The organism is Streptomyces sp. NPDC042336 (assembly GCF_055581985.1).
In genome coordinates this window covers 198,716-220,898 of sequence record NZ_JBVJEA010000003.1, presented here as the reverse complement: position 1 = coordinate 220,898, position 22,183 = coordinate 198,716, and the positions used below count along the sequence as shown (strand labels likewise).

21 protein-coding genes are annotated in these 22,183 nt (G+C 72.0%); 15 read left to right on the top strand and 6 right to left on the bottom strand.

Features of this window, described 5'->3' with window-relative positions; all coding sequences use genetic code 11:
* Window positions 1-237: 237 nt before the first annotated feature.
* From ACZ6IM_RS09640 to ACZ6IM_RS09575, 14 genes are all read left to right on the top strand, one after another.
* Complete coding sequence (locus ACZ6IM_RS09640) at window positions 238-1,527, top strand: helix-turn-helix domain-containing protein (protein ID WP_469555576.1); 1,290 nt, start codon at window positions 238-240, stop codon at window positions 1,525-1,527.
* 196 nt (window positions 1,528-1,723) lie between these two features.
* Entirely contained in the window at window positions 1,724-3,037 is a 1,314-nt protein-coding gene (locus ACZ6IM_RS09635; protein ID WP_469555574.1) for a hypothetical protein, read from the top strand.
* A 78-nt stretch (window positions 3,038-3,115) separates the two neighbouring features.
* Window positions 3,116-3,688 (top strand): GNAT family N-acetyltransferase, encoded by a 573-nt coding sequence (locus ACZ6IM_RS09630; protein ID WP_052837460.1) that lies wholly within the window; start codon window positions 3,116-3,118, stop codon window positions 3,686-3,688.
* Between the two features lie 150 nt (window positions 3,689-3,838).
* Window positions 3,839-3,922, top strand: a complete 84-nt coding sequence (locus ACZ6IM_RS09625; protein WP_350890428.1) for a putative leader peptide — start codon at window positions 3,839-3,841, stop codon at window positions 3,920-3,922.
* Between the two features lie 150 nt (window positions 3,923-4,072).
* Entirely contained in the window at window positions 4,073-5,770 is a 1,698-nt protein-coding gene (gene sirA, locus ACZ6IM_RS09620; RefSeq protein ID WP_052837459.1) for a sulfite reductase SirA, read from the top strand.
* Window positions 5,767-5,946 carry a hypothetical protein gene (locus ACZ6IM_RS09615; protein ID WP_469555571.1) on the top strand — a complete coding sequence of 60 codons (180 nt, stop codon included), beginning with the start codon at window positions 5,767-5,769 and terminating at the stop codon, window positions 5,944-5,946. Before sirA ends, ACZ6IM_RS09615 begins: the two co-directional genes overlap by 4 nt.
* Window positions 5,943-6,653: a phosphoadenylyl-sulfate reductase gene (locus ACZ6IM_RS09610; protein WP_469555568.1), complete on the top strand. Its 711-nt coding sequence runs from the start codon at window positions 5,943-5,945 to the stop codon at window positions 6,651-6,653. The genes ACZ6IM_RS09615 and ACZ6IM_RS09610 overlap by 4 nt, the downstream gene beginning before the upstream one ends.
* A gap of 1 nt (window position 6,654) precedes the next feature.
* Window positions 6,655-7,248 carry an adenylyl-sulfate kinase gene (gene cysC / locus ACZ6IM_RS09605; RefSeq protein WP_469555565.1) on the top strand — a complete coding sequence of 198 codons (594 nt, stop codon included), beginning with the start codon at window positions 6,655-6,657 and terminating at the stop codon, window positions 7,246-7,248.
* Window positions 7,245-8,192, top strand: coding sequence for a sulfate adenylyltransferase subunit CysD (gene cysD, locus ACZ6IM_RS09600; protein WP_469555562.1), 948 nt, complete (start codon window positions 7,245-7,247; stop codon window positions 8,190-8,192). The genes cysC and cysD overlap by 4 nt, the downstream gene beginning before the upstream one ends.
* Window positions 8,193-8,194: 2 nt before the next feature.
* Window positions 8,195-9,586 (top strand): sulfate adenylyltransferase subunit 1, encoded by a 1,392-nt coding sequence (locus ACZ6IM_RS09595; RefSeq protein ID WP_469555560.1) that lies wholly within the window; start codon window positions 8,195-8,197, stop codon window positions 9,584-9,586.
* 233 nt (window positions 9,587-9,819) lie between these two features.
* The gene (locus ACZ6IM_RS09590; RefSeq protein ID WP_052837454.1) at window positions 9,820-10,923 is read left to right on the top strand and encodes an aliphatic sulfonate ABC transporter substrate-binding protein; all 1,104 of its coding nucleotides are present in this window, start codon (window positions 9,820-9,822) and stop codon (window positions 10,921-10,923) included.
* A gap of 33 nt (window positions 10,924-10,956) precedes the next feature.
* On the top strand, window positions 10,957-11,751 hold the full coding sequence (locus ACZ6IM_RS09585; protein WP_469555556.1) for an ABC transporter ATP-binding protein: 795 nt from the start codon (window positions 10,957-10,959) through the stop codon (window positions 11,749-11,751).
* Window positions 11,738-12,649, top strand: a complete 912-nt coding sequence (locus tag ACZ6IM_RS09580; protein WP_052837452.1) for an ABC transporter permease — start codon at window positions 11,738-11,740, stop codon at window positions 12,647-12,649. The genes ACZ6IM_RS09585 and ACZ6IM_RS09580 overlap by 14 nt, the downstream gene beginning before the upstream one ends.
* A gap of 8 nt (window positions 12,650-12,657) precedes the next feature.
* Entirely contained in the window at window positions 12,658-13,404 is a 747-nt protein-coding gene (locus ACZ6IM_RS09575) for a sirohydrochlorin chelatase (RefSeq protein ID WP_469555553.1), read from the top strand.
* A gap of 15 nt (window positions 13,405-13,419) precedes the next feature.
* Here the strand turns inward: ACZ6IM_RS09575 and ACZ6IM_RS09570 are convergent, their stop codons facing one another.
* Entirely contained in the window at window positions 13,420-13,968 is a 549-nt protein-coding gene (locus tag ACZ6IM_RS09570) for a DUF1697 domain-containing protein (RefSeq protein WP_052837450.1), read from the bottom strand.
* Window positions 13,969-14,319: 351 nt separating this feature from the next.
* Here ACZ6IM_RS09570 and ACZ6IM_RS09565 point away from each other — a divergent pair, with 351 nt between their 5' ends.
* Entirely contained in the window at window positions 14,320-16,590 is a 2,271-nt protein-coding gene (locus ACZ6IM_RS09565; RefSeq protein ID WP_469555550.1) for an MMPL family transporter, read from the top strand.
* A gap of 90 nt (window positions 16,591-16,680) precedes the next feature.
* Here ACZ6IM_RS09565 and ACZ6IM_RS09560 read toward each other — a convergent pair whose 3' ends face one another.
* From ACZ6IM_RS09560 to ACZ6IM_RS09540, 5 genes are all read right to left on the bottom strand, one after another.
* Window positions 16,681-17,937, bottom strand: coding sequence for a glycosyltransferase (locus tag ACZ6IM_RS09560; RefSeq protein ID WP_469555547.1), 1,257 nt, complete (start codon window positions 17,935-17,937; stop codon window positions 16,681-16,683).
* Window positions 17,934-18,716: a 23S rRNA (adenine(2058)-N(6))-methyltransferase Erm(O) gene (erm(O), locus tag ACZ6IM_RS09555; RefSeq protein WP_469555544.1), complete on the bottom strand. Its 783-nt coding sequence runs from the start codon at window positions 18,714-18,716 to the stop codon at window positions 17,934-17,936. The genes ACZ6IM_RS09560 and erm(O) overlap by 4 nt, the downstream gene beginning before the upstream one ends.
* 290 nt (window positions 18,717-19,006) lie before the next feature.
* Complete coding sequence (locus ACZ6IM_RS09550; RefSeq protein ID WP_469555542.1) at window positions 19,007-20,296, bottom strand: ABC transporter substrate-binding protein; 1,290 nt, start codon at window positions 20,294-20,296, stop codon at window positions 19,007-19,009.
* The gene (locus ACZ6IM_RS09545; protein WP_469555539.1) at window positions 20,296-21,129 is read right to left on the bottom strand and encodes a carbohydrate ABC transporter permease; all 834 of its coding nucleotides are present in this window, start codon (window positions 21,127-21,129) and stop codon (window positions 20,296-20,298) included. Before ACZ6IM_RS09545 ends, ACZ6IM_RS09550 begins: the two co-directional genes overlap by 1 nt.
* A complete protein-coding gene (locus ACZ6IM_RS09540; protein WP_052837445.1) occupies window positions 21,126-22,073 on the bottom strand; it encodes a carbohydrate ABC transporter permease in 948 nt (315 codons plus the stop codon). Before ACZ6IM_RS09540 ends, ACZ6IM_RS09545 begins: the two co-directional genes overlap by 4 nt.
* Window positions 22,074-22,183: the final 110 nt, after the last annotated feature.

The following is a 22,183-nucleotide window of genomic DNA, read 5'->3' as shown; positions in this document are numbered from 1 at the left end:
GCCGCGTGGCGCGGGGGTGGTGCTGCGCCGACACGGCACCACCCCCGCCACACGGGCCTGTTCAGGCCGCGTACGCCGCTCGGGACGGCGTGGTTCGAGTTTGGCCACCCGCAGAGCGGTCCACCAGGGTTGCAGGGGGTTGCAACTTGCGGTCGGCTGTGTGCGGACTGTGCCCGCGGGGGGTGGGCAACCGGTCAGTACGAGACGAACGTTCGGATTCCGGAAGGACGAGGTCCCGTGGCGCTCTCGCCCATGGACGTGACGCAGTTCGCCGCCGTCGACACGGCGCGTGCGGCCCGGATGCTCAGCGAGGTCCGCTCCGCGAGACTCTCGGGCGGCCGTGCCCCGGTGGCACCGCGTCCGGTGATCGAGCAGTCCTGGGACCGGATGCTGCGCAGCGGCGTCGACCCGGAGCACGACTTCCGCTCCGGGCTGCTGGCCCCGGAGGAGGTCCGCCGGCGGCGCGAGGCCTCTGAGCTGCGGCATGTGCTGCCGGTGCTGCGGGAGGCGCTGCTGTCGGTCGCGGACGTGGCCCACCACATCATGGTGATCGCGGACGAGGACGGCCGGGTGCTGTGGCGGGAGGGCAGCGCGCGGGTGCTGCGCCGGGCCGACGGGCTCGGCTTCGAACTCGGGGCGGACTGGCGGGAGGAGGTGGTCGGCACCAACGGCGTGGGCACACCGGCGGTCACCCGGCGGCCCGTACAGGTCTTCGCCTCCGAGCACTTCGTGCGGTCGCAGGCGACCTGGACCTGCGCCGGGGCCCCGATCACCGACCCGCGCAGCGGGCGGCTGCTCGGCGTGGTCGACGTGAGCGGGCCGCTGGAGACGATGCATCCGGCGACGCTGGCGTGGGTGGACTCGGTGGCCAAGCTGGCCGAGGCACGGCTGCGGGAACTGCACACCCGGTCGCTGGAGCGGCTGCGGGCGGTGGCGGCGCCGGTGCTGGCCCGGCTCGGCGGACGGGCACTGGTGGCGGACCGGGACGGCTGGACGGCGGCGGTGACGGGGATGCCGTACCTGGACCGGGTGGTGCTGCCCAAGTCGCCGGAGGCGGGGGCGCGGTGGCTGCCGGCGTTCGGGGCGTGCACGGTGGAGCCGCTGGCCGGGGGCTGGCTGGTGCGGGCCGCGGCCGAGGCGGTGCCGCAGGGCGCCACCCGGATCGTGCTGGACCTCGGGCAGCCGCGCCGCTGGTCGGTCCGGGTGCTGGGCGGCGCGGAGGACTGGGAGCGGGAACTGAGTCCCCGGCACGCGGAGTTGCTGTACCTGCTGGCGGTGCACCGGGGCGGCCGCAGCGCCGCCGCGCTGGCCGAGGACATGTTCGGCGACGCCGCTCGCACGGTGACTGTACGGGCCGAGATGTCGCGGGTGAGGAGGTACCTCGGGGCCTACCTGGAACACCGGCCGTATCGTTTCTGCGAGGACGCGGAGACAGAAGTCCTCCTCCCGGCCGACCCCCGCGACCTGCTCCCCCACTCCACGGCCCCGACGGTGGCGAAGGGGCGGGCGTCGATGGGGGTGCCGTGACCCTCCGGGGCCGCCGCCCCGCCGCGGGACCGGGGTCCGGATGGCCGTAAAGGCGGGTTGATTTCGCATATTTGCATCGTCTGCGTCCGCCGGACCGCCGGTCTGTCGTAGCATCCTTGATGGACCGCCCCATCCGCTCCTCGGTCAACACGACCACCGTCGAGCGCAGTTGGTCCGGGGTGTCCGTGGAGGTTCTATGAAGCAGCGCGGCAGACACCGCCGGCGCAGACGGGGCAGGGCACTGCGCGCGGCCCTGACCGGTGCGGCCCTCGCGCTGACCGGTGCCGCCACCCTGATCAGCGCCTCGCAGGCCACGGTCGCCGACGACCCCGGCGCCCTCAAGCCCCTCACCTCCGCCGCCGAGACCGACGCGCTGCGCCTGACCGAACACCGGGTGCCGACGGCCTGGCTCGACCGGCTCTCCGCCGCGATGGGCGACCCGGTGGGCGTCGACACCGTCCTCGAATCCGCCGACCACACCCTGCGCGACGCCGCCGACTGCACGGCCGGGGACCGCGAGGCACTCCCGGTCTCCCCCGCCGCCACCCGCGCCTACTGCTGGGACGAGGCCGACACCGACGGCTGGCGCCCCGGCGCGGTCACCACCTCAGGGGACGCCGACGAGGACGGCCGCTGGGGCACCCACCGCGTCATCCTCTCCGCCTGGTCCCGCGACGACGGCACCCCCCAGGGCGGCCTCGCCCGGGTCTCCTTCGTCGACGCCGACGACCCCGGCCGGCTCGGCTACACCTCCGCGCTGCTCGCCGTCCCGGTCGACGGCGGCCACGACTACCGGGGGCTCGCCTCCCCCGTCACCGGCATGGTCTGGTACCAGGACAAGCTGCTGGTCACCACCGCCGCCGGAGACCGCGACGCGCTGTACGTGTACGACGTGGAGCGCGTCCAGCGCGCCACCACCGCGGCGGACGCCGTCGGACGGGTGCCCGGCGGCTGGGCCGCGGGCGGCCACCGGTACGTGCTGCCCGCCATCGCCTCCTACCGGCTCCCCGACACCGACACCGCGGCCCGCCCCGGCGCGATCTCCCTGGACCGCGGCACCGCCCCCGACAGCCTGGTGGCCACCGAGCACGTGGACGCGGACGGCGACCGGCCCACCCGGCTGTGGCGCTACCCGCTGCGCACCACCACGGACCCCGACCACACCGGACTGCCCGCCACGGACCCGGCCGGCCGGGTGAACGCGGTCGAGGCGTACGAGACCGGGGCGGACGAGGTCGGAGGCGTGCTGTCGTACCGGCCGCCCGGCGCGGCGCGGTCCGAGTGGTACCTGGGACGCGCGGCCGGCGGACAGGACGGACGCGGGACCCTGTGGCGCCAGGACACGGAGGGCGCCCGGGCCGCGGAGTGCGGGGCGGACCGGTCGCAGCAGTGCTGGAGCGGCCGGGCGGGCTCGATGTCGTACTGGGCGCGGACCGGCGAGGTCTGGTCCCAGTCGGACCGCATGCTGTTCGCGTTGCCGCTGGCTTCGATCGAGGACGCGCTCGACTGACCGCCCCGGCCCGCACCGCACCCCACCCCACCGGGCGGGGATCGACAGATCCGCGGAGCGGATGATTCCCTGACCGGCATGACCAACATCGCCGTGACCACCTGGTCCCTGGAGCAGACGGCGCCCACCGATCTGCTGCCGGCCGCCGCACCGGAGGGGGACGTCCGGATCGTCCGCGCCGAGGTGCCCTCCCCCGAGTTCAGCCGCTTCCTGTACGCCTCGGTCGGTGGCGACATCCGCTGGACGGACCGGCTCGGCTGGAGCCACGCGCGGTGGCGGGAGCACCTGGAGCGGCCGGGCGTGGAGACCTGGGTCGCCCACGACCGCGGCACCCCCGCCGGATACGTGGAGCTGACGCCCGGCGACGACGGCGTGGTGGAGATCGAGTACTTCGGCCTGATCCCGGCCTTCCGCGGCCGGCGCATCGGCGGTCACCTCCTCTCTTACGGCACCGCCCGGGCCTGGGACCTGGCGGAGCGCTGGCCGGGGCTGGCCACCACCAAGCGGGTGTGGCTGCACACCTGCAGCAAGGACGGCGAGTACGCCATGGACAACTACCAGCGCCGCGGCTTCCGCCTGTTCGACACCAAGGTGGAGGAGGAGCCGGACGTGGCCGCTCCGGGTCCGTGGCCGGGCGCTTTCCCCGCCTGACCGCTGCCGACACGGCTGTTTCCGGCCGACTGACCGACCGGGTCGCCCCAGGTGTGACCAACGACACCCTTGTCTCGCTCTACGAGACAAGGGTGTCCACATTTTGGATTAAGCTGGACCAGTCACAGATCGCCGTGCCACGCTTCCGTCATGTCTGGAACTGGAATTGCCTTGGTGAGTCGGCGGCACGTCGACCTCGGCCGCATGTCCAGCGCCATCTGTCCGGGCCGCTGAGAGCACCCTCCAGCACCTTCGGATTCCCCGCATTCGCCTCGCTCCCGCGCAATGACGCGCACGCGTGTCTCACGTACGCCCACGTAGTGCCATGCGCCATGCGCGCAGGTCAGAGCCGCATTTCGCCTGTCTCCAAAGGACGTGTCAACCATGGCCGCCACCCCGCCGAAGCCCGCTGCCGCGACCCCGCGCCGCAAGGTGAGCCGTCACCGCGGCGAGGGCCAGTGGGCGGCCGGGCACTTCACCCCGCTCAACGGCAACGAGCAGACCAAGAAGGACGACGACGGTCTCAACGTTCGGACACGTATTGAGACGATCTACTCCAAGCGCGGTTTCGACTCGATCGACCCCGGTGATCTGCGCGGCCGTATGCGCTGGTGGGGGCTGTACACCCAGCGCCGCCAGGGCATCGACGGCGGCAAGACGGCGGTGCTCGAACCGGAGGAGCTGGACGACCGCTACTTCATGCTCCGCGTCCGCATCGACGGCGGCGCGCTGACCACCGCCCAGCTGCGCGTCATCGGTGAGATCTCGCAGGAGTTCGCGCGCGGCACGGCCGACATCACCGACCGGCAGAACGTCCAGTACCACTGGATCCGGATCGAGGACGTGCCGGAGATCTGGAACCGCCTGGAGGGCGTCGGCCTGTCCACGGTGACCGCCTGCGGCGACACGCCCCGCGTGATGATCGGCTCCCCGGTGGCGGGCATCGCCGAGGACGAGATCATCGACGGCACGCCCGCGCTGGAGGAGATGAAGCGCCGGGTGCTGAACAACCCGGCGTACTCGAACCTCCCCCGCAAGTTCAAGACCGCGATCTCCGGGTCGCCGGTCCTCGACGTGGTGCACGAGATCAACGACGTGGCGTTCGTCGGCGTCGAGCACCCCGAGCACGGACCGGGCTTCGACCTGTGGGTCGGCGGCGGCCTGTCCACCAACCCCAAGCTGGGCGTGCGGCTCAACGCCTGGGTGCCGATCGACGACGTGCCCGACGTCTACGAGGGCGTCATCTCCATCTTCCGCGACTACGGCTACCGGCGGCTGCGCAACCGCGCCCGGCTGAAGTTCCTGGTCGCCGACTGGGGCGCGGAGAAGTTCCGCCAGGTGCTGGAGGACGAGTACCTGAAGCGGAAGCTGACCGACGGCCCGGCGCCCGCCGAGCCCACCAGCCGCTGGCGCGACCACATCGGCGTGCACCGGCAGAAGGACGGCCGCTTCTACGTCGGCTTCGCCCCGCGCGTGGGCCGCGTCGACGGCACGATCCTGACCAAGGTCGCCGACCTGGCCGAGGCGCACGGCTCGGGCCGGGTGCGCACCACGGTCGAGCAGAAGATGATCGTCCTCGACGTCGAGGAGGGGCAGGTCGACTCGCTGGTCGAGTCCCTGGAGGCGCTGGACCTCACCGCCCGGCCCTCCACCTTCCGGCGCGGCACCATGGCCTGCACCGGCATCGAGTTCTGCAAGCTCGCCATCGTCGAGACCAAGGCGCGCGGCGCCTCGCTCATCGACGAGCTGGAGCGGCGCCTCCCGGACTTCGACGAGCCCCTCACCATCAACCTCAACGGCTGCCCGAACGCCTGCGCCCGCATCCAGACCGCGGACATCGGTCTCAAGGGCCAGCTCATGCTCGACGAGCACGGCGAGCAGGTCGAGGGCTACCAGGTGCACCTGGGCGGCGCCCTCGGTCTGGAGGCCGGCTTCGGGCGCAAGGTGCGCGGCCTCAAGGTCACGGCCCAGGAGCTGCCTGACTACGTGGAGCGCGTCCTCAAGCGCTTCCAGGCCGAGCGCGCGGACGGCGAGCGGTTCGCCTCCTGGGCGGCCCGGGCCTCCGAGGAGGCCCTGTCGTGAGCGAGCGCGCCGCGCCCTTCTACTGCCCCTACTGCGGCGACGAGGACCTGCGTCCGGGTGAGCAGGGCCACGGCGCCTGGGAATGCGGGGCGTGCAACCGCGCCTTCCAGTTGAAGTTCCTCGGGCTGCTAGCCCGGGGCCTTCAGCCCAACTCCACGGGAGGGGAACCGGCATGACGGCGGTTCAGGAAGAACGTACGACCGAGGAACTCAAGGCGCTCGCCGAGCGGGCGGGCCGCGAGCTGGAGGACGCCACCGCGCTGGAGATCCTGCGGTGGGCGGCCGAGACGTTCGGCGACCGGTTCTGCGTGACCTCCTCCATGGAGGACGCGGTCGTCGCCCACCTCGCCTCCCGCGCCCTGCCCGGCGTGGACGTGGTGTTCCTCGACACCGGCTACCACTTCCCGGAGACCATCGGCACCCGTGACGCGGTCGAGGCGGTGATGGACGTGAACGTCATCACGCTCACCCCGCGCCAGACGGTCGCCGAGCAGGACGCCGAGTACGGTCCGCGGCTGCACGACCGCGACCCCGACCTGTGCTGCGCGCTGCGCAAGGTCAAGCCGCTGGAGGAGGGCCTGAAGGGCTACCAGGCCTGGGCGACCGGGCTGCGCCGCGACGAGTCGGAGACCCGGGCGAACACACCGGTCGTCGGCTGGGACGAGAAGCGGGGCAAGGTGAAGATCTCGCCCATCGCCAAGTGGTCACAGGAAGACGTGCAAACGTACGTCACCGAGCACGGCGTCCTCACCAACCCGCTGCTGATGGACGGCTACGCCTCCGTGGGCTGCGCGCCCTGCACCCGTCGCGTCCTGGAGGGCGAGGACGCCCGCGCCGGACGCTGGGCGGGCCGCTCCAAGACCGAGTGCGGGCTGCACGGCTGACATGACGACGACCACCGGACCGACGACCACCGGACCGAAGACCTCCAGGGAGAACCACGTGACGACCGGAGCCACCGTCTGGCTCACGGGGCTGCCCAGCGCCGGCAAGACCACCATCGCCCGCGAGCTGGCCGACCGCCTGCGTGAGGAGGGCAGGCGCGTCGAACTGCTCGACGGCGACGAGATCCGCGAGTTCCTCTCGGCGGGCCTCGGCTTCGACCGCGCGGACCGGCACACCAACGTGCAGCGCATCGGCTTCGTCGCCGAACTGCTCGCCCGCAACGGCGTCACCGCGCTGGTCCCGGTGATCGCGCCGTACGCGGACAGCCGCGACGCGGTGCGCGAACGTCACGAGGCGAACGGCACGGCGTACGTCGAGGTGCACGTGGCCACGCCCGTCGAGGTGTGCTCGGTGCGCGACGTGAAGGGCCTGTACGCCAAGCAGGCCGCGGGCGAGCTGACGGGGCTCACCGGGGTCGACGACCCGTACGAGGAGCCCGTCAAGCCCGACCTGCGCGTCGAGTCGCAGGACCAGACCGTTCAGGAGTCCGCCGCGGCGGTCCACGCCCTGCTCACCGAAAGGGGACTGGCATGACGACGTCCTTGACGTCCGCGGCCGCGGTGGAGGAGGGTGCGGACAGCCCGTACGCCCTCTCCCACCTGGACGCCCTCGAGTCCGAGGCGGTGCACATCTTCCGCGAGGTGGCGGGCGAGTTCGAGCGGCCGGTGATCCTCTTCTCCGGCGGCAAGGACTCGATCCTGATGCTGCACCTGGCGCTGAAGGCCTTCGCCCCGGCGGCGGTGCCGTTCTCCCTGCTGCACGTGGACACCGGGCACAACTTCCCGGAGGTCCTGGACTACCGCGACCGCACGGTCGCCGAGCACGGGCTGCGCCTGCACGTCGCCTCCGTGCAGGACTACATCGACCGGGGTGTGCTCAAGGAGCGCCCGGACGGCACCCGCAATCCGTTGCAGACGCTGCCGCTGACCGAGAGGATCCAGGCGGAGAAGTTCGACGCCGTCTTCGGCGGCGGACGCCGGGACGAGGAGAAGGCCCGCGCCAAGGAGCGGGTGTTCTCGCTGCGCGACGAGTTCTCCCAGTGGGACCCGCGCCGCCAGCGCCCCGAGCTGTGGAACCTGTACAACGGCCGGCACGCCCCCGGCGAGCACGTCCGCGTCTTCCCGCTCTCCAACTGGACCGAGCTGGACGTGTGGCAGTACATCGCCCGTGAGGGCATCGAGCTGCCCGCCATCTACTACGCCCACGAGCGCGAGGTCTTCGCCCGGGGCGGCATGTGGCTGACGGCCGGCGAGTGGGGCGGCCCGAAGGACGGCGAGACGGTGGAGAAGCGCAAGGTCCGCTACCGCACCGTCGGAGACATGTCCTGCACCGGCGCCGTCGACTCGGACGCCGACAGCATCGAGAAGGTGATCGCCGAGATCGCCGTCTCCCGCCTCACCGAGCGCGGCGCGACGCGTGCCGACGACAAGATGTCCGAGGCCGCGATGGAAGACCGCAAGCGCGAGGGGTACTTCTAACCATGACCAGCACCACCGAACCCATCGAACCCGCCGGGTCCGCCGTGCCCGCCGAGTCCGCCGAGGCGCTGTCGGTCTGGCAGCTGTCGGAGACGACCCTGCTGCGCTTCGCCACCGCCGGTTCCGTCGACGACGGCAAGTCCACGCTGGTCGGCCGTCTCCTGCACGACTCCAAGTCGGTCCTCACCGACCAGCTGGAGGCCGTCGAGCGCGCCTCCGCGAGCCGCGGCCAGGACGCCCCCGACCTCGCGCTGCTCACCGACGGCCTGCGGGCCGAGCGCGAGCAGGGCATCACCATCGACGTGGCCTACCGCTACTTCGCCACCCCGCGCCGCCGGTTCATCCTGGCCGACACGCCGGGCCACGTGCAGTACACGCGGAACATGGTCACCGGCGCCTCCACGGCCGAGCTGACGGTCATCCTGGTCGACGCCCGCAACGGCGTCGTCGAGCAGACCCGCAGGCACGCCGCGATCGCCGCCCTGCTGCGCGTCCCGCACGTCGTCCTCGCCGTCAACAAGATGGACCTGGTCGACTACCGGGAGTCCGTGTTCGCCGCGATCGCCGAGGAGTTCACGGCGTACGCCACCGAGCTGGGCGTCCCGGAGGTCACCGCGATCCCCATCTCGGCGCTCGCGGGCGACAACGTGGTGGAACCGTCGGCGGTCATGGACTGGTACGGCGGCCCGACCGTGCTGGAGCACCTGGAGACCGTCCCGGTCAGCCACGACCTGGCGCACTGCCACGCCCGGCTGCCCGTGCAGTACGTGATCCGCCCGCAGACCGCCGAGCACCCCGACTACCGCGGCTACGCGGGGCAGATCGCCGCCGGCACCTTCCGCGTGGGCGACGAGGTCACCGTGCTGCCCTCGGGCCGCACCTCGAAGGTGTCCGGCATCGACCTGCTCGGCGACCCGGTCGAGGCCGCCTGGACACCGCAGTCGGTGACACTGCTGCTGGAGGACGACATCGACGTCTCCCGCGGCGACCTGATCGTGCCCCGCCAGGACGCGCCGGCCACCAGCCAGGACGTCGAGGCCACCGTCTGCCACGTCGCCGACGCACCGCTCACCGTGGGCCACCGGGTCCTGCTCAAGCACGGCACCCGCACCGTCAAGGCGATCGTCAAGGACATCCCGGCCCGGCTCACCCTGGACGACCTGTCCCTGCACCCGCACCCCGGACAGCTGGTCGCCAACGACATCGGCCGCGTGAAGATCCGCACCGCGGAACCGCTGCCCGCCGACTCCTACGCCGACTCCCGGCGCACCGGCTCCTTCATCCTGATCGACCCCGGCGACGGCACCACGCTCACCGCCGGCATGGTCGGCGAGTCCTTCGCCGCGCCGGAGCCGGTCAAGGACCCGGCCGACGACGACGGGTGGGACTTCTGAGCATGTCCTCCCCCGACTTCTACTCCACGTTCGCCAAGGAGGGCGGCCGCGTCGGCAGCGGCGCCCTCGGCAGCGGGCAGGGCGGAGTGGCGCGATGTGCGCGCTGACGTACGCGCACCGCTCGCGCGCCCTCACCCCCCACAGCCGAAGACCTGCCGACCTCCCGGCCACGCCCTGACACCTCGGACCAACCGACAGGCGTGAGAGCCGGGCCAACGAGAGGAACACCTCCCGTGCCTGCCGCCACCGCCCTGCGCCGCACCCTCGCGGTCATAGCCGCCCTTCCCCTGCTCACCCTGGCCGCCTGCGGGTACGGCTCCGAGTCGAAGGACGACGACAGCGCCAAGGTCGCCGACGGCGCCGAGAAGATCGACGGCCTCGACTCCGTCCGGATCGGCTACTTCGGCAACATCACCCACGCCACGCCGCTGGTCGCCAACCAGAAGGGCTTCTTCCAGAAGGCGCTGGGCGCCACCGAGGCCAAGTACGCGGTCTTCAACGCGGGGCCGTCCGAGATCGAGGCGCTGAACTCCGGCTCCATCGACATCGGCTGGATCGGCCCGTCCCCGTCGATCAACGGCTACACCAAGTCCGCCGGCAAGAACCTGCGCATCATCGGCGGTTCGGCCTCGGGCGGCGTGAAGCTCGTGGTGAACCCGGACAAGATCAAGTCCCTGAAGGACGTCAAGGGCAAGCGCATCGCGACCCCGCAGCTGGGCAACACGCAGGACGTGGCGTTCCTCAACTGGATCGCCGAGCAGGGCTGGAAGGTCGACGCCCAGAGCGGCAAGGGCGACGTGACCGTCGTCCGCAGCGACAACAAGGTCACCCCGGACGCCTACAAGTCCGGGGCCCTGGACGGCGCCTGGGTGCCCGAGCCCACCGCGTCCAAGCTGGTCGCCGAGGGCGGCAAGGTGCTCCTCGACGAGTCGACGCTGTGGCCCGACAAGAAGTTCGTGATCACGAACATCATCGTGTCGCAGAAGTTCCTCAAGGAGCACCCGAAGGCCGTGGAGGCGGTGCTCAAGGCGTCGGTCGACACCAACGAGTGGATCACGGCCAACCCGGACGAGGCGAAGACCGCGGCGAACGCCCAGTTGGAGAAGGACTCCGGCAAGGCCCTGCCCGCCGACGTGCTGGACCCGGCCTGGAAGTCCATCAAGCTCACCGACGACCCGCTGGCCTCCACCCTCGACGCCCAGGCGGAGCACGCCGTGAAGGCCGGTCTGCTGGACAAGCCCGACCTGAAGGGCATCTACGACCTCACGCTGCTCAACAAGGTCCTCGAGGCCAAGGGCAGGCCCGCGGTCGACGACGCCGGACTCGGCGTCGAGTAAAGCCCGGATCCGACCACCCAGGAGGTGACGACCATGGCCACGACCACGACCCTCGCCAAGGCCGACGACGGCACCGAGCCGGCCGCGTACGCCGCCCGGATCGAGCACGTCTCGAAGTCCTTCGCGGGCCCCGCCGGGCAGCAGCTCGTCCTGGACGACATCACCCTCGATGTCGCGCCCGGCGAGTTCGTCACCCTCCTGGGCGCCTCCGGCTGCGGCAAGTCCACGCTGATGAACCTGGTGGCGGGGCTGGACAGGCCCAGCGCGGGCGGCATCAGCACGGACGGGCGGCCGGCCCTGATGTTCCAGGAGCACGCCCTGTTCCCGTGGCTGACCGCGGGCAAGAACATCGAACTCGCCCTCAGGCTGCGCGGCGTGCCGAAGGCCGAGCGCCGCGACAAGGCGGAGGAACTGCTCGAACTCGTCCGTCTGAAGGGCGCGTACGGCAAGCGGGTGCACGAGCTGTCGGGCGGCATGCGCCAGCGGGTCGCGCTGGCCCGGGCGCTCGCCCAGGAGAGCAAGCTGCTGCTGATGGACGAGCCGTTCGCGGCGCTGGACGCCATCACGCGGGACGTGCTGCACGACGAGCTGACCCGCATCTGGCGCGAGACGCGGCTGTCCGTGCTGTTCGTGACGCACAACGTCCGCGAGGCCGTGCGGCTGGCCGAGCGGGTCGTCCTGCTGTCCTCGCGTCCCGGACGGGTCGCGCGCGAGTGGACGGTGGGCATCCCGCAGCCGCGCCGCATCGAGGACACCGCCGTGGCGGAGCTGTCCGTCGAGATCACCGAAGAACTGCGTGGGGAGATCCGCCGACATGGCCAGCACTGACACGACGCGTCCCGCCGGGGACCGAGGCGCGAAGGACGGCGGTGACCTCGCCGGTCTGGAGGCGGGCCTGGACGCACTGGAGTCGGTGCAGCCCGGCCGCACACCGCTGCGGCAGACCCTGGTCGAGAAGGTCCTGCCGCCCGCCCTCGCGGTCCTGCTGGTGCTGGCGGTGTGGCAGGCACTGGTCTCCTTCGAGATCGTCGACGACCCGACCAAGCTGCCCGCCCCGTCGGACGTGTGGAACGTGCTCCACCAGGCCTGGCTCCGGGGCGAACTGCTCGGCTACATCTGGACCAGCGTCTCGCGCGGCCTGCTCGGCTTCTGCTTCGCGCTGCTCATCGGCACCCCGCTGGGGCTCCTGGTGGCGCGGGTGAAGTTCGTGCGCGCGGCGATCGGCCCGATCCTGTCCGGCCTCCAGTCGCTGCCGTCGGTGGCCTGGGTGCCGCCGGCCGTGATCTGGCTGGGCCTGAACAACTCGATGATGTACGCCGTCATCCTGCTCGGCGCGGTGCCCTCCATCGCCAACGGCCTGGTGTCCGGCGTCGACCAGATCTCCCCCATCTTCCTGCGCGCGGGCCGCACCCTGGGCGCCACGGGGCTCAGGAACACCTGGCACATCGTGCTGCCGGCCGCGCTGCCCGGCTACGTCGCCGGTCTCAAGCAGGGCTGGGCGTTCTCCTGGCGCTCGCTGATGGCCGCCGAGATCATCGCCTCCTTCCCCGACCTCGGGGTCGGCCTCGGGCAGTTGCTGGAGAACGGCCGCAACGCCAGCGACATGGCCATGGTCTTCGAGGCGATCCTGCTCATCCTGGTCGTCGGCATCGCCATCGACCTGCTGATCTTCAGCCCGCTGGAGCGGTGGGTGCTGCGCAGCCGCGGTCTGCTGGTGAAGGGCTGAGACACGACATGTCCGCGCCGGTCCGCCCCGTACTCCTGGTCATCGCCCACGGCAGCCGCGACCCGCGGCACGCCGCGACCGTGCACGCCCTGGTCCGCCGGGTCAGGGCGGTGCGCCCGGACGTACGGGTGGAGACCGGCTTCCTGGACTTCAACGTCCCCTCGGTGCAGGGGGTCCTGGAGTCCCTGGAGACGGAGGGCGTGCGGGACGTGGTGGCGCTGCCGCTGCTGCTGACCCGCGCCTTCCACGCCAAGGCGGACATCCCCGCGGTCCTGGCGGCGGCGCCGCCGCGGCTGAGGATCCGGCAGGCCGAGGTGCTCGGCCCCTCGCCGCTGCTGCTGTCGGCACTGGAGCGGCGGCTGTACGAGGCGGGTCTGACGCCCGCCGACAAGTCCTCGACCGGGGTCGTGCTGGCCTCGGCGGGGTCCTCCGACCCGGAGGCGATCGCAGTGATCGCAGAAATCGCGCGGGAGTGGCGGCACACCGGTTGGTGCGCCGTGCGGCCTGCGTTCGCCTCCGCATCCCTTCCGCGCACCGAGGACGCGGTACGCCGGCTGCGTGAGCTGGGCTGTGCGCGCGTCGCCGTCGCCCCGTACGTCCTGGCGCCCGGCTTCCTGCCTGACCGCATCGCGCGGGGCGCCGCCAGGGCGGACGTGCTGGCGGAGGTGCTGGGTCCCGCGCCGGAGGTGGCGCGGGTCCTGCTGGAGCGGTACGACGCGGCGCGGGTGCCGGTGGCGCTGGCGGTCGGGGCATGAGGGCCCGACGGACCGTCAGGGGGCGGTCAGCTCCACGAGCTTGGTGACCGTGTTCCAGTTGCGGCTGGTGGCGACCAGTCCCTTGTTGACGCGAGGTCTGGCGAGGGCCTCGGCGAGCTTGGAGCGGCCGAGGCCGTCCGGTGCGTAGAGGTACAGTGCACGGTCGCCGAGGCGGAACTCCTCGGGCCGGAAGGCCGCCGCGTCGATCGCCGCGAAGCGGTCCGCGTCCACGGGCACGGAGAAGTAGGTGACGTGCAGCTGCCTGGCCTCCAGCTCGGCGGCCGGGAAGGGGCACGCCTCGACGACCGACTTCAGGTAGGCGTGGTCGCGCACGATCACGTCCACGGGGAAGCCGAACCGCTGCTCGATCGCCTCGGCCAGCTCCGCGGCCAGGGAGTCCTCGTCGCCGTGGGCGGAGGCGAAGACGGCCTGCCCACTCTGCAGATGGGTGCGTACGGCGTCGTGGCCGAGGGAGGTCAGCAGCGCGCGCAGGTCGGCCATCGGGACCTTCCTGCTGCCCCCCACGTTGATCCCGCGCAGCAGCGCCGCGTACATCGTCGTCATCGGCACACCATAGAACGGCCGTCGTGCCCCGTGGGGGTGGGCACGACGGCCGGGTCCGCGCGGGGCGGACGTGCGCGCCACTCTCGCCGATGCGGTGCGCGGGGTTCAACCACTACACGCTCCTGTGACTCAATCAACAACCTTTCCCATGGGCCGCGCTGTCCGGTGTCCCCCGGTAGATGTAAGGGGCCGGGGTCCTCCTCAGCGGTGAGTGCGGCGGTACGGAGGGATGAGGGCGAGGCCGCCGCACGTCACCAAGGAGCACGACGCGACGGCCTTACGCGGGCCATACCTTCGAAACGCAAGGTGGCGGCAGGGGGCCGGCACCGCTCACGAGGGGGCAGGCCGGTCATGCGGAACCGAGAGACACGGGTGCGGGGCATAGCCGCCCGGGCGGGCGGCTGGAGTGCCCGGCACCGATGGGCCGCCGTCGGGATCTGGGTGTTGTTCGTCGTCCTGGCGATGGGGCTCGGTTCGGCGGCCGGCCGGGTCGACGTCAAGGACAGCGACCAGATGGGCGGCGAGACGCACACCGCCGCCCGGATCGTCGAGGACGCCGGGATCGACGAACCGGCCGGTGAGACGGTCCTGGTCCAGGCGAGGTCCGGTGATCTGAAGGCCACGGACCCCGAGTTCCGGGCCGCGGTCGGCGCGGTCGTCACGGCGGTGGAGGGGACGGGGAAGGTCACCGGGGTGACCTCGCCGTACGACGCGAAGACGATCTCGAAGGACGGCCGCAGCGCGCTGGTGCAGTTCGACATGCGCGGCGAGGCGGACACCGCGGGCGAGCGGGTCGAGCCGGTGCTGGAGGCGGTCGAGGGCGTCCAGAAGGAACACGAGTCGCTGCGGATCGAGGAGATCGGCGGCGCCAGCATGATGAAGACGTTCGACGACGCGTTCGGCGACGACTTCAAGAAGGCCGAGTACTCGGCGGTGCCGGTGGCGCTCGGCATCCTGCTCGTCGCGTTCGGCGCGCTGGTGGCGGCGCTGGTCCCGGTGGCGCTGGCGATCACCGCGATCGTCGCGACGATGGGCCTGATGGGCCTGGTCAGCCACCTCCAGCCGATGAGCGAGACCGCGAACTCCGTGATGCTGCTGGTCGGGCTGGCCGTCGGTGTCGACTACTGCCTGTTCTACCTGCGCCGCGAGCGCGAGGAGCGCGCCGCCGGGCGGGACGCGCAGACGGCGCTCAGGATCGCCGCCGCCACCAGTGGCCGGGCGATCGTGGTCTCCGGTGTGACGGTGTGCGTGGCGATGGCGGGCATGCTGTTCACCGGCATCGCGGAGTTCGAGGCGATGGGCCTGGCCTCGCTGATGGTGGTCGCGGTCGCGATGGTCGGCTCGGTGACGGTGCTGCCGGCGCTGCTGTCCCTGCTGGGCGAGCGGGTGGAGAAGGGCCGCGTGCCCTTCCTGCGCCGGCGCCGGCCGAGCGGTTCCACCGGCGAGGGCAGCCGGTTCTGGACCGCCGTGCTGAAGCGCGTCCTGGCCAGGCCGCTGCTGGCCGCGGTGGTGGCCGTCGGGGCGCTGCTGGCCGTGGCCGCGCCCGCGCTCGGCATGAAGACGCAGAACCTCACGCTGGACCAGGAGTTCGGCGACTCGCTGCCCATCGTGCAGACGTACAACCGGGTCAACGAGGCCTTCCCCGGCGGTTCCGACCCGGCCGAGGTGGTCGTGAAGGCCGACGACATCAACGCGCCCGAGGTGCGGGCCGCGCTCGCCGACTTCCGGGAGCGGGCGATCAGTTCGGGTGCCTCGCGCGGGCCGGTGGAGATCACGACGCACGACGGGCAGAACGTCGCGCTGGTGTCCGTCCCGCTGGTCGGCGGCTCCGACCAGGACAAGGCGGGCGAAAGCCTGGACAAGCTGCGGGACGAGGTCCGGCCCGCGACGCTGGGCAAGGTCGAGGGCGTCCAGGCGCCGATCACCGGTCAGGTGGCGGGCAGCAAGGACTTCAACGACCAGCTCGTCGGATCGGTGGTGCCGGTCTTCGCGTTCGTCGTGGTCTTCGCCTTCGTGCTGATGCTGCTGTCCTTCCGCTCGCTGACGGTCGCGCTCACCTCGATCGTGCTCAACCTGCTGTCGGTGGGCGCGGCGTACGGCATCCTGGTCGCCGTCTTCCAGCACGGCTGGGGCGCCTCGCTGGTGGGCGCGGAGGGCGTGGGCGCCATCATCACGTGGCTGCCGCTGTTCCTCTTCGTGATCCTGTTCGGCCTGTCGATGGACTACCACGTGTTCGTGGTCTCCCGGATCCGCGAGGCCCGGCTGCGCGGTCGCTCCACCCGGGACGCGATCCAGCACGGCGTGGTCACCACGGCGGGGGTCGTCACCAGCGCCGCCGTCATCATGGTCGCGGTGTTCGCCATCTTCGGCACGCTGTCCATGCAGTCGATGAAGCAGATGGGCGTGGGCCTGGCGGCGGCGGTGCTGATCGACGCGACGGTCATCCGGGGCGTGCTGCTGCCGGCCGTGATGTCGCTGCTCGGCGAGCGCAACTGGTACCTGCCCAAGTGGCTGCACCGGCTGCCGGACCTGACCCACGACGAGTCGCCCGAGGCCATCGCGGCGCCGGTGCGGGACGGCGAGGGCGAGCGCGGGGAGCGGGGTGAGCCGGTCGGGGTCTGACCCGGCACGCCACCACGGCGGCAGGGCCCGTCGGTTCCGGGGGAACCGACGGGCCCTGCCGTGTGCTGTCCCGGCCGTGTGCTGTCCGGGTCAGCCGCGCGCCGCGGCGAGTTCCGCCTCGATGAGGTCGGCGGCCCGCCGGGTGCCGCCCTCCTGGGCCATCTCCGCCTGGATCTTGTTCAGACGCCCCGCCACCTCCGGGTCGTCGAGCAGGGCGAGGGCGGCGGTGCGCAGCGCCTCGGCGCCGGCCTCCTCGGTCGGCAGCGTACGGGCGACGCCGAGGCCCTGGAGCATGTCGGCGTTGCCGAACTGGTCCGCCGCCTGCGGTACGGCGATCATCGGCGTGGCGGTCGCCAGGCCCTCCTGGCTGCCGCCCGCGCCCGCGTGGGTGACGAACAGGTCGGCCTGCTGGAGGATCGCCAACTGCGGCACCCACGTGCGCACTTCCACCTGGTCCGGTACGTCGCCCAGCTCGGCGGGGTCGATGTGCCGGCCGACCTGGAGCACGGTGTGCCAGCCGGGCAGCTCGCCGAAGGCCCGGACACACTCCCGGTAGAACGCCGGCTGCTTGGTGAAGGCGGACCCGAGGGAGACGAGGACGACCTTCTCCGCACCCTCGGGACGGGTCCAGCCGCCCTCGGCGGAGCGGTCCCCCTGGCAGGCCCCGACGAAGGTGTACGCCTTCTCGTCCACCCGGTCGGCGTTGGGCTGGAGCGCCTTGGGGATCAGCACCAGGGAGCGCTCGGGGCGGCCGAGGAACGGGTCGGGGTGGTCGGTGATCCCGTTCTCCTCCAGCCAGGTGCGGAAGCGGGCGTAGTACGCCTGCCCCCGCTCGGTCTTCAGCGGCTCCTCCCACATCGGCTCGGCGACCTCCTGCTCGTACCCCTCCCAGGCGACCATGCAAGGGGACAGGGAGATCACCGGCACGCCCCAGCGGCGGCCGAGTACGCGGGCGGGGTAGGAGGCGATGTCGTGCAGGACCAGGTCCGGCTCGTCCCCCTCGTACGCCTCGGCGAGCTGTGGCAGCGACTGGACGGCATCGTCGAGGAAGGGCTCCACGTTGTCCAGCAGGGTGCTCCCCCACGCCTCCGGGTCGGCGTCGGGGCCGGGCAGGGTGCTGTTCCAGAGCTTGGGTTCGGCGCCCGCCTCGGCGACCTTGTCCGCGAGGAGCGGCGGGATCGCGTACGTCACCCGGTGCCCCCGCGCGACGAGTTCGCGGATCACCTCCAGGCTGGGGTTCACGTGGCCGTGGGCGGCGATGGAGAACATGGCGATGTGCGCGGGGCGACTGGTCATGCCCGCACCGTACGCGAGACGAGACGTCTCGTGCAAATGGTTTCGCCTCATCCCGCCAGCTCCTCGTGCAGCCGCAGCCACCGGTCGGGCGCGACCTCGCCGACGAGCACACCGGGATCGAGCCGCGCGGCCCGGAACGCCGCGTCCACCCGGCGCCGCGGGTGGGCCCGGCGCAGGGACGCGTGCAGCGAGCCGCCGACGCCCGAGAAGCCCAGCTCGACCAGGTCCGCCCAGGTACGGCGGGCGGCGGCGTCGGTGAGCAGCGGGGTGGGGCGGCGTTCGACGCGGAGGATGCCGGCGTCGACGCGGGGCGCCGGGCGGAAGCGGTGCCGGCCCACCCGGCCCAGCAGCCGCCACTCGTGGCGCGGCCAGGTCAGGACCGTGAGCAGGCTCCAGCGGCCGTAGTCGCCGGTGCGTTTGCGGGCGTACTCGAGCTGGGTGATGAGGGTGGCGTCGGTGAGGCCGGGTGCGGACAGGCACCAGTCGACGATGTCGGCGGTGCGCGAGAAGGGCACGTTTCCGGCGACCGAGAACGGCGTGCGCGGGGGCCGGGCGGTGAGGAAGTCACCGGCGACGACGTGGACGTGGGGGCTGCGTGCGAAACGGGCGCGCAGCCCGGGGACGAGCCGGGGGTCGATCTCGTAGGCGTGCAGTTCGCGGCTGCGGCGGGCGAGGGGCTCGGTGAGGGCGCCCTCGCCGGCGCCCACTTCGAGCAGGAGGGGAGGGTTCCCGCGGTCGGGGGCGGCGAGCCGGGCGACGCGGTCGGCGACGGCGCGGTCGGTGAGGAAGTTCTGCGAGAGCGTGCGGGCACGCTGGGTGGGGCGGGCCATGGCCTGCGGTCCTTGTCTTCCGTGACAGGAGGGGAAAAGGGCAGCCGAAGGCCCTGACCGGAAGACGAAGGCAGAAGTGGATGCGGAGGCTCAGCCCCGCCGCACGCGCGTCGGGCGCGTCAGCGGCGGGGGGACCCCGGGCCGGTCAGGGCTCCGGGGCCACGACGCATCCTGATGGAGTACGTGCAGCCCCGGCCGAGACCGGAGTTGAAGATCGCGTTGAAAGCTGCCACGGAGGCGACGCTAGGCGGGCGGGCCCAGGCGGGCAAACCGTTTTCCCGCGGCGGCCGTCAGCGCTGGTACCGGGCGAGCACCAGGTTCCCGTCCTCCTCCAGTCTGTGGCGCAGTTCGTCGAGACCGATGGCTCCGCTGTAGTACTCCTGGAGCGCGGGCGTGGCCACCTTGTCCTTCCACTCGGCGTACCCCCGCACGGACTGCGCGGGCGCCGAGCGCAGATGGCCGGCGAGGGCGGTGCCGGTGGCCCAGCCGTGCTCGGCCGTGTGCAGGGCGGGGTCCTTCAGGGCCTGCTCCCCGGTGGGCAGCATCCAGTCGCCGAGTGCGAGGCGCACCATGTTGTCCGGCTGGAGGAGGAAGTCGACGAACGCGGCGGCTTCCTTCTTGTGCGGACTGTCCTTTGCGACGGACAGGGTCTGCGGGCTGACACCCTGGGCGAGCCCGTCGGCGCCGGCCGGGGCGGGCAGCACCTGCCAGTCGAAGCCCTCGGGTGCCTGCTGCTCGATCTGCTGGCGGTAGGAGAAGCCGAGCGGCACCATCGCGTACTTGCCCGCGAAGAAGCCGGGCAGGGTGTCGGAGCCGCCGCTGCCCAGGGTGGTGGGCGAGGCGCTGCGGTCGGTGCCGACCTGGTCGTGGACGGTGCGGGGCACGACCTGGTCGCCGTCCTCGAAGCGAACGGTCACCTTGCCGTCGGCACCCCGGTGGAACAGCTTGCCGCCGGCGGACAGGGAGAGGTTGAGCGTGGCGGAGACGGGCTCCTTGAGCGGCCAGGCCACCCCGTACGTCCCGTCGCCGCTCAGCTCCTTCGTCACCTGCCGGAACTCCGCCCAGGTCCAGGGGTGTTCGGGGGTAGGGATGCGGACACCGGACTTCTTGAGCAGGGACGCGTTGGCGATCAGCACCCGGGGCTCCTGGAGGAACGGCACACCGTAGACGCCGTCGCCGAAGGTGACCGTCTCCCAGCTGTGCCGGGGTATGTCCGACTTCAGCCGTGCGGGCAGCAGTCCGGTGAGGTCGGCGAGATAGCCGCCGTAGGCGAAGTCGGCGAGGTCGTCGGAGGCGTCGTGGATGACGTCGGGCGCCTCACCGCCCTCGAAGGAGGTGAGCAGTTGGTCGTGGACGCTGTCCCAGCTGCCCTGGACGTACTCGACGCGCACGTCCGGGTGGGTGGCGTTCCACTCCCGTACCAGCTCCTTGTTGGCCTTCACCGACTCGTCCTGCCAGGCCAGGGACTGGAAGCGCAGGATGATCCGGCCGTCGTCCGCCCCGCCGCCGCCGTCCGAGCAGCCCGCCAGCAGCAGGACCGCGCAGACGAAGAGGGTCACGATCCTCGTACGCGCACGCATCAGCTCTTCACCGCCCCGGCGAGCATGCCGCCCGTGATCCGGCGCTGGATGAGCGCGAAGACCACCAGCGAGGGCAGGGTGGCGAGGAAGGCCGCCGCGGCGAGCGGTCCGAGGTCGGCGACGCCCTCGGCGCCGATGAAGTGGGTGAGGATCACGGGCAGCGTCTGTTTCTCCGGTGTCTTCAGCAGGACCAGTGCGAAGAAGAACTCGTTCCACGCGGTGATGAACGCGAACAGGGCCGTCGCCACGATCCCCGGCGCGAGCAGCGGCGCGGTCACCGAGACCAGGGTCCGCAGCCGTCCGGCGCCGTCGACCGCGGCGGCCTCCTCCAGTTCGCGCGGTACGGCGCGGACGTATCCGGCCAGCATCCACAGCGCGAACGGCAGCGACCACACGACGTACACCATCACCAGGCCTGGAACGGAGTTGATCAGGCCGAGGTTCTTGAGGACCAGGAACAGCGGGATGATCAGCAGCACGAAGGGGAAGGCCTGGCTGACCACGACCCACCCGGTGGCCGCCTTGGTGAGCCGGCCGCGACGGCGGGTCATGACGTACGCCATCGGGGTCGCGATCAGCACCGCGATCAGGGCGGCACCGAGCGCGGCGAGCAGGGAGTTGAGCCCGGCGCGCAGCAGCGGCTGCTCGTCGAAGGCCTGCCGGAAGTTGTCGAGGGTGGGGTCCTCGGGGATCCAGGCGGGATGCAGACTGGCCAGCTCGCGCGGCGGTTTGAACGCGATGGAGATCAGCCAGAGGAACGGGAAGGCCAGGAAGACCAGATAGCCGAGCAGTGCCGCGTACTGGCCCGTGCGGGCCGCGGTCGAGGTCCTCATGCCTCGTCACCTCCCTTGGACTCGCCCCGGAGCCGGCCGACCAGGAAGACGGCCAGCAGGACCGAGATCACGGCGACCATGACGCAGCCCATCGCCGCCGCGTAGCCGAACTGGCCGTAGCGGAAGGCCTCCTCGTAGGCGAAGAGCATGGGCAGCCGGGTGCGGCCGCCGGGTCCGCCGTTGGTCAGCACGTAGACCAGGGCGAAGGAGTTGAAGTTCCAGATCAGGTTGAGCGCGGTGATGGCGAGTGCGACGGGTCTGAGGGCGGGCCAGGTGACCGTGCGGAAACGGCGCCAGGCTCCCGCGCCGTCCACCGCGGCCGCCTCGTGCAGCTCGCGCGGGGTGTTCTGCAGTCCGGCGAGCAGGGCGACCGTCGTCTGCGGCATGCCGGCCCACACGCCGACGACGATGACGGCCGGCAGGGCGGTGCCGAGGCCGCTCAGCCAGTCGTGGCCGCTTCCCAGGCCGAGGTCGCGCAGGGTCTCGTTGAGGATGCCCGCGTCCGCGTTGTAGACCAGCCGCCACATGATGCCGACGACGACCTCGGGCATCGCCCAGGGGATGATCGCCAGGGCCCGGGCCAGCCAGCGCATCCGGAGGTTCTGGTTGAGCAGCAGGGCGAGACCGAGGGCGAGCAGGAACTGCGGCACGGTCACGCCGACGGCCCACACCAGGCCGATCCGGAAGGACTCCCAGAACAGCGTGTCGTGCAGCAGGTCCTGGAAGTTCAGGGTGCCGATCCACCGGGTGGGCTCGGTGCGGCCCGACTGGGCGTCGGTGAAGGCCAGCACGATGCCGTAGAGCAGCGGCCCGACGCTGAGGACCAGGATCGGGATCAGCGCGGGCAGCACCAGGAACCAGGCGCCCTGGTCCGGCGCGCCCCGTGGGGCGTCCGGGCCGGGCGCCCGGTGCGCCGGTCTGCTCGACTCGGTCACCGATGTCACGTAATCAACCCCTTTGCACGGCTCGGGCGGGCCTGGTCATGGTCGTGGGGTGACCGCGTCCCGTCAAGGGCCCCCGACCTGCTCCCACCTGTGCGAATGGGACACTGACC

Coding starts and splice junctions, on each gene's coding strand:
- ACZ6IM_RS09580 (WP_052837452.1), top strand. CDS start 11,738: ATGGCCAGCACTGACACGACGCGTCCCGCCGGGGACCGAGGCGCGAAG.
- ACZ6IM_RS09565 (WP_469555550.1), top strand. CDS start 14,320: ATGCGGAACCGAGAGACACGGGTGCGGGGCATAGCCGCCCGGGCGGGC.
- sirA (WP_052837459.1), top strand. CDS start 4,073: ATGGCCGCCACCCCGCCGAAGCCCGCTGCCGCGACCCCGCGCCGCAAG.
- ACZ6IM_RS09575 (WP_469555553.1), top strand. CDS start 12,658: ATGTCCGCGCCGGTCCGCCCCGTACTCCTGGTCATCGCCCACGGCAGC.
- ACZ6IM_RS09570 (WP_052837450.1), bottom strand. CDS start 13,968: ATGACGACGATGTACGCGGCGCTGCTGCGCGGGATCAACGTGGGGGGC.
- ACZ6IM_RS09610 (WP_469555568.1), top strand. CDS start 5,943: ATGACGGCGGTTCAGGAAGAACGTACGACCGAGGAACTCAAGGCGCTC.
- ACZ6IM_RS09560 (WP_469555547.1), bottom strand. CDS start 17,937: ATGAGGCGAAACCATTTGCACGAGACGTCTCGTCTCGCGTACGGTGCG.
- ACZ6IM_RS09635 (WP_469555574.1), top strand. CDS start 1,724: ATGAAGCAGCGCGGCAGACACCGCCGGCGCAGACGGGGCAGGGCACTG.
- ACZ6IM_RS09625 (WP_350890428.1), top strand. CDS start 3,839: ATGTCTGGAACTGGAATTGCCTTGGTGAGTCGGCGGCACGTCGACCTC.
- ACZ6IM_RS09595 (WP_469555560.1), top strand. CDS start 8,195: ATGACCAGCACCACCGAACCCATCGAACCCGCCGGGTCCGCCGTGCCC.
- ACZ6IM_RS09630 (WP_052837460.1), top strand. CDS start 3,116: ATGACCAACATCGCCGTGACCACCTGGTCCCTGGAGCAGACGGCGCCC.
- ACZ6IM_RS09585 (WP_469555556.1), top strand. CDS start 10,957: ATGGCCACGACCACGACCCTCGCCAAGGCCGACGACGGCACCGAGCCG.
- cysD (WP_469555562.1), top strand. CDS start 7,245: ATGACGACGTCCTTGACGTCCGCGGCCGCGGTGGAGGAGGGTGCGGAC.
- ACZ6IM_RS09545 (WP_469555539.1), bottom strand. CDS start 21,129: ATGAGGACCTCGACCGCGGCCCGCACGGGCCAGTACGCGGCACTGCTC.
- cysC (WP_469555565.1), top strand. CDS start 6,655: ATGACGACGACCACCGGACCGACGACCACCGGACCGAAGACCTCCAGG.
- ACZ6IM_RS09550 (WP_469555542.1), bottom strand. CDS start 20,296: ATGCGTGCGCGTACGAGGATCGTGACCCTCTTCGTCTGCGCGGTCCTG.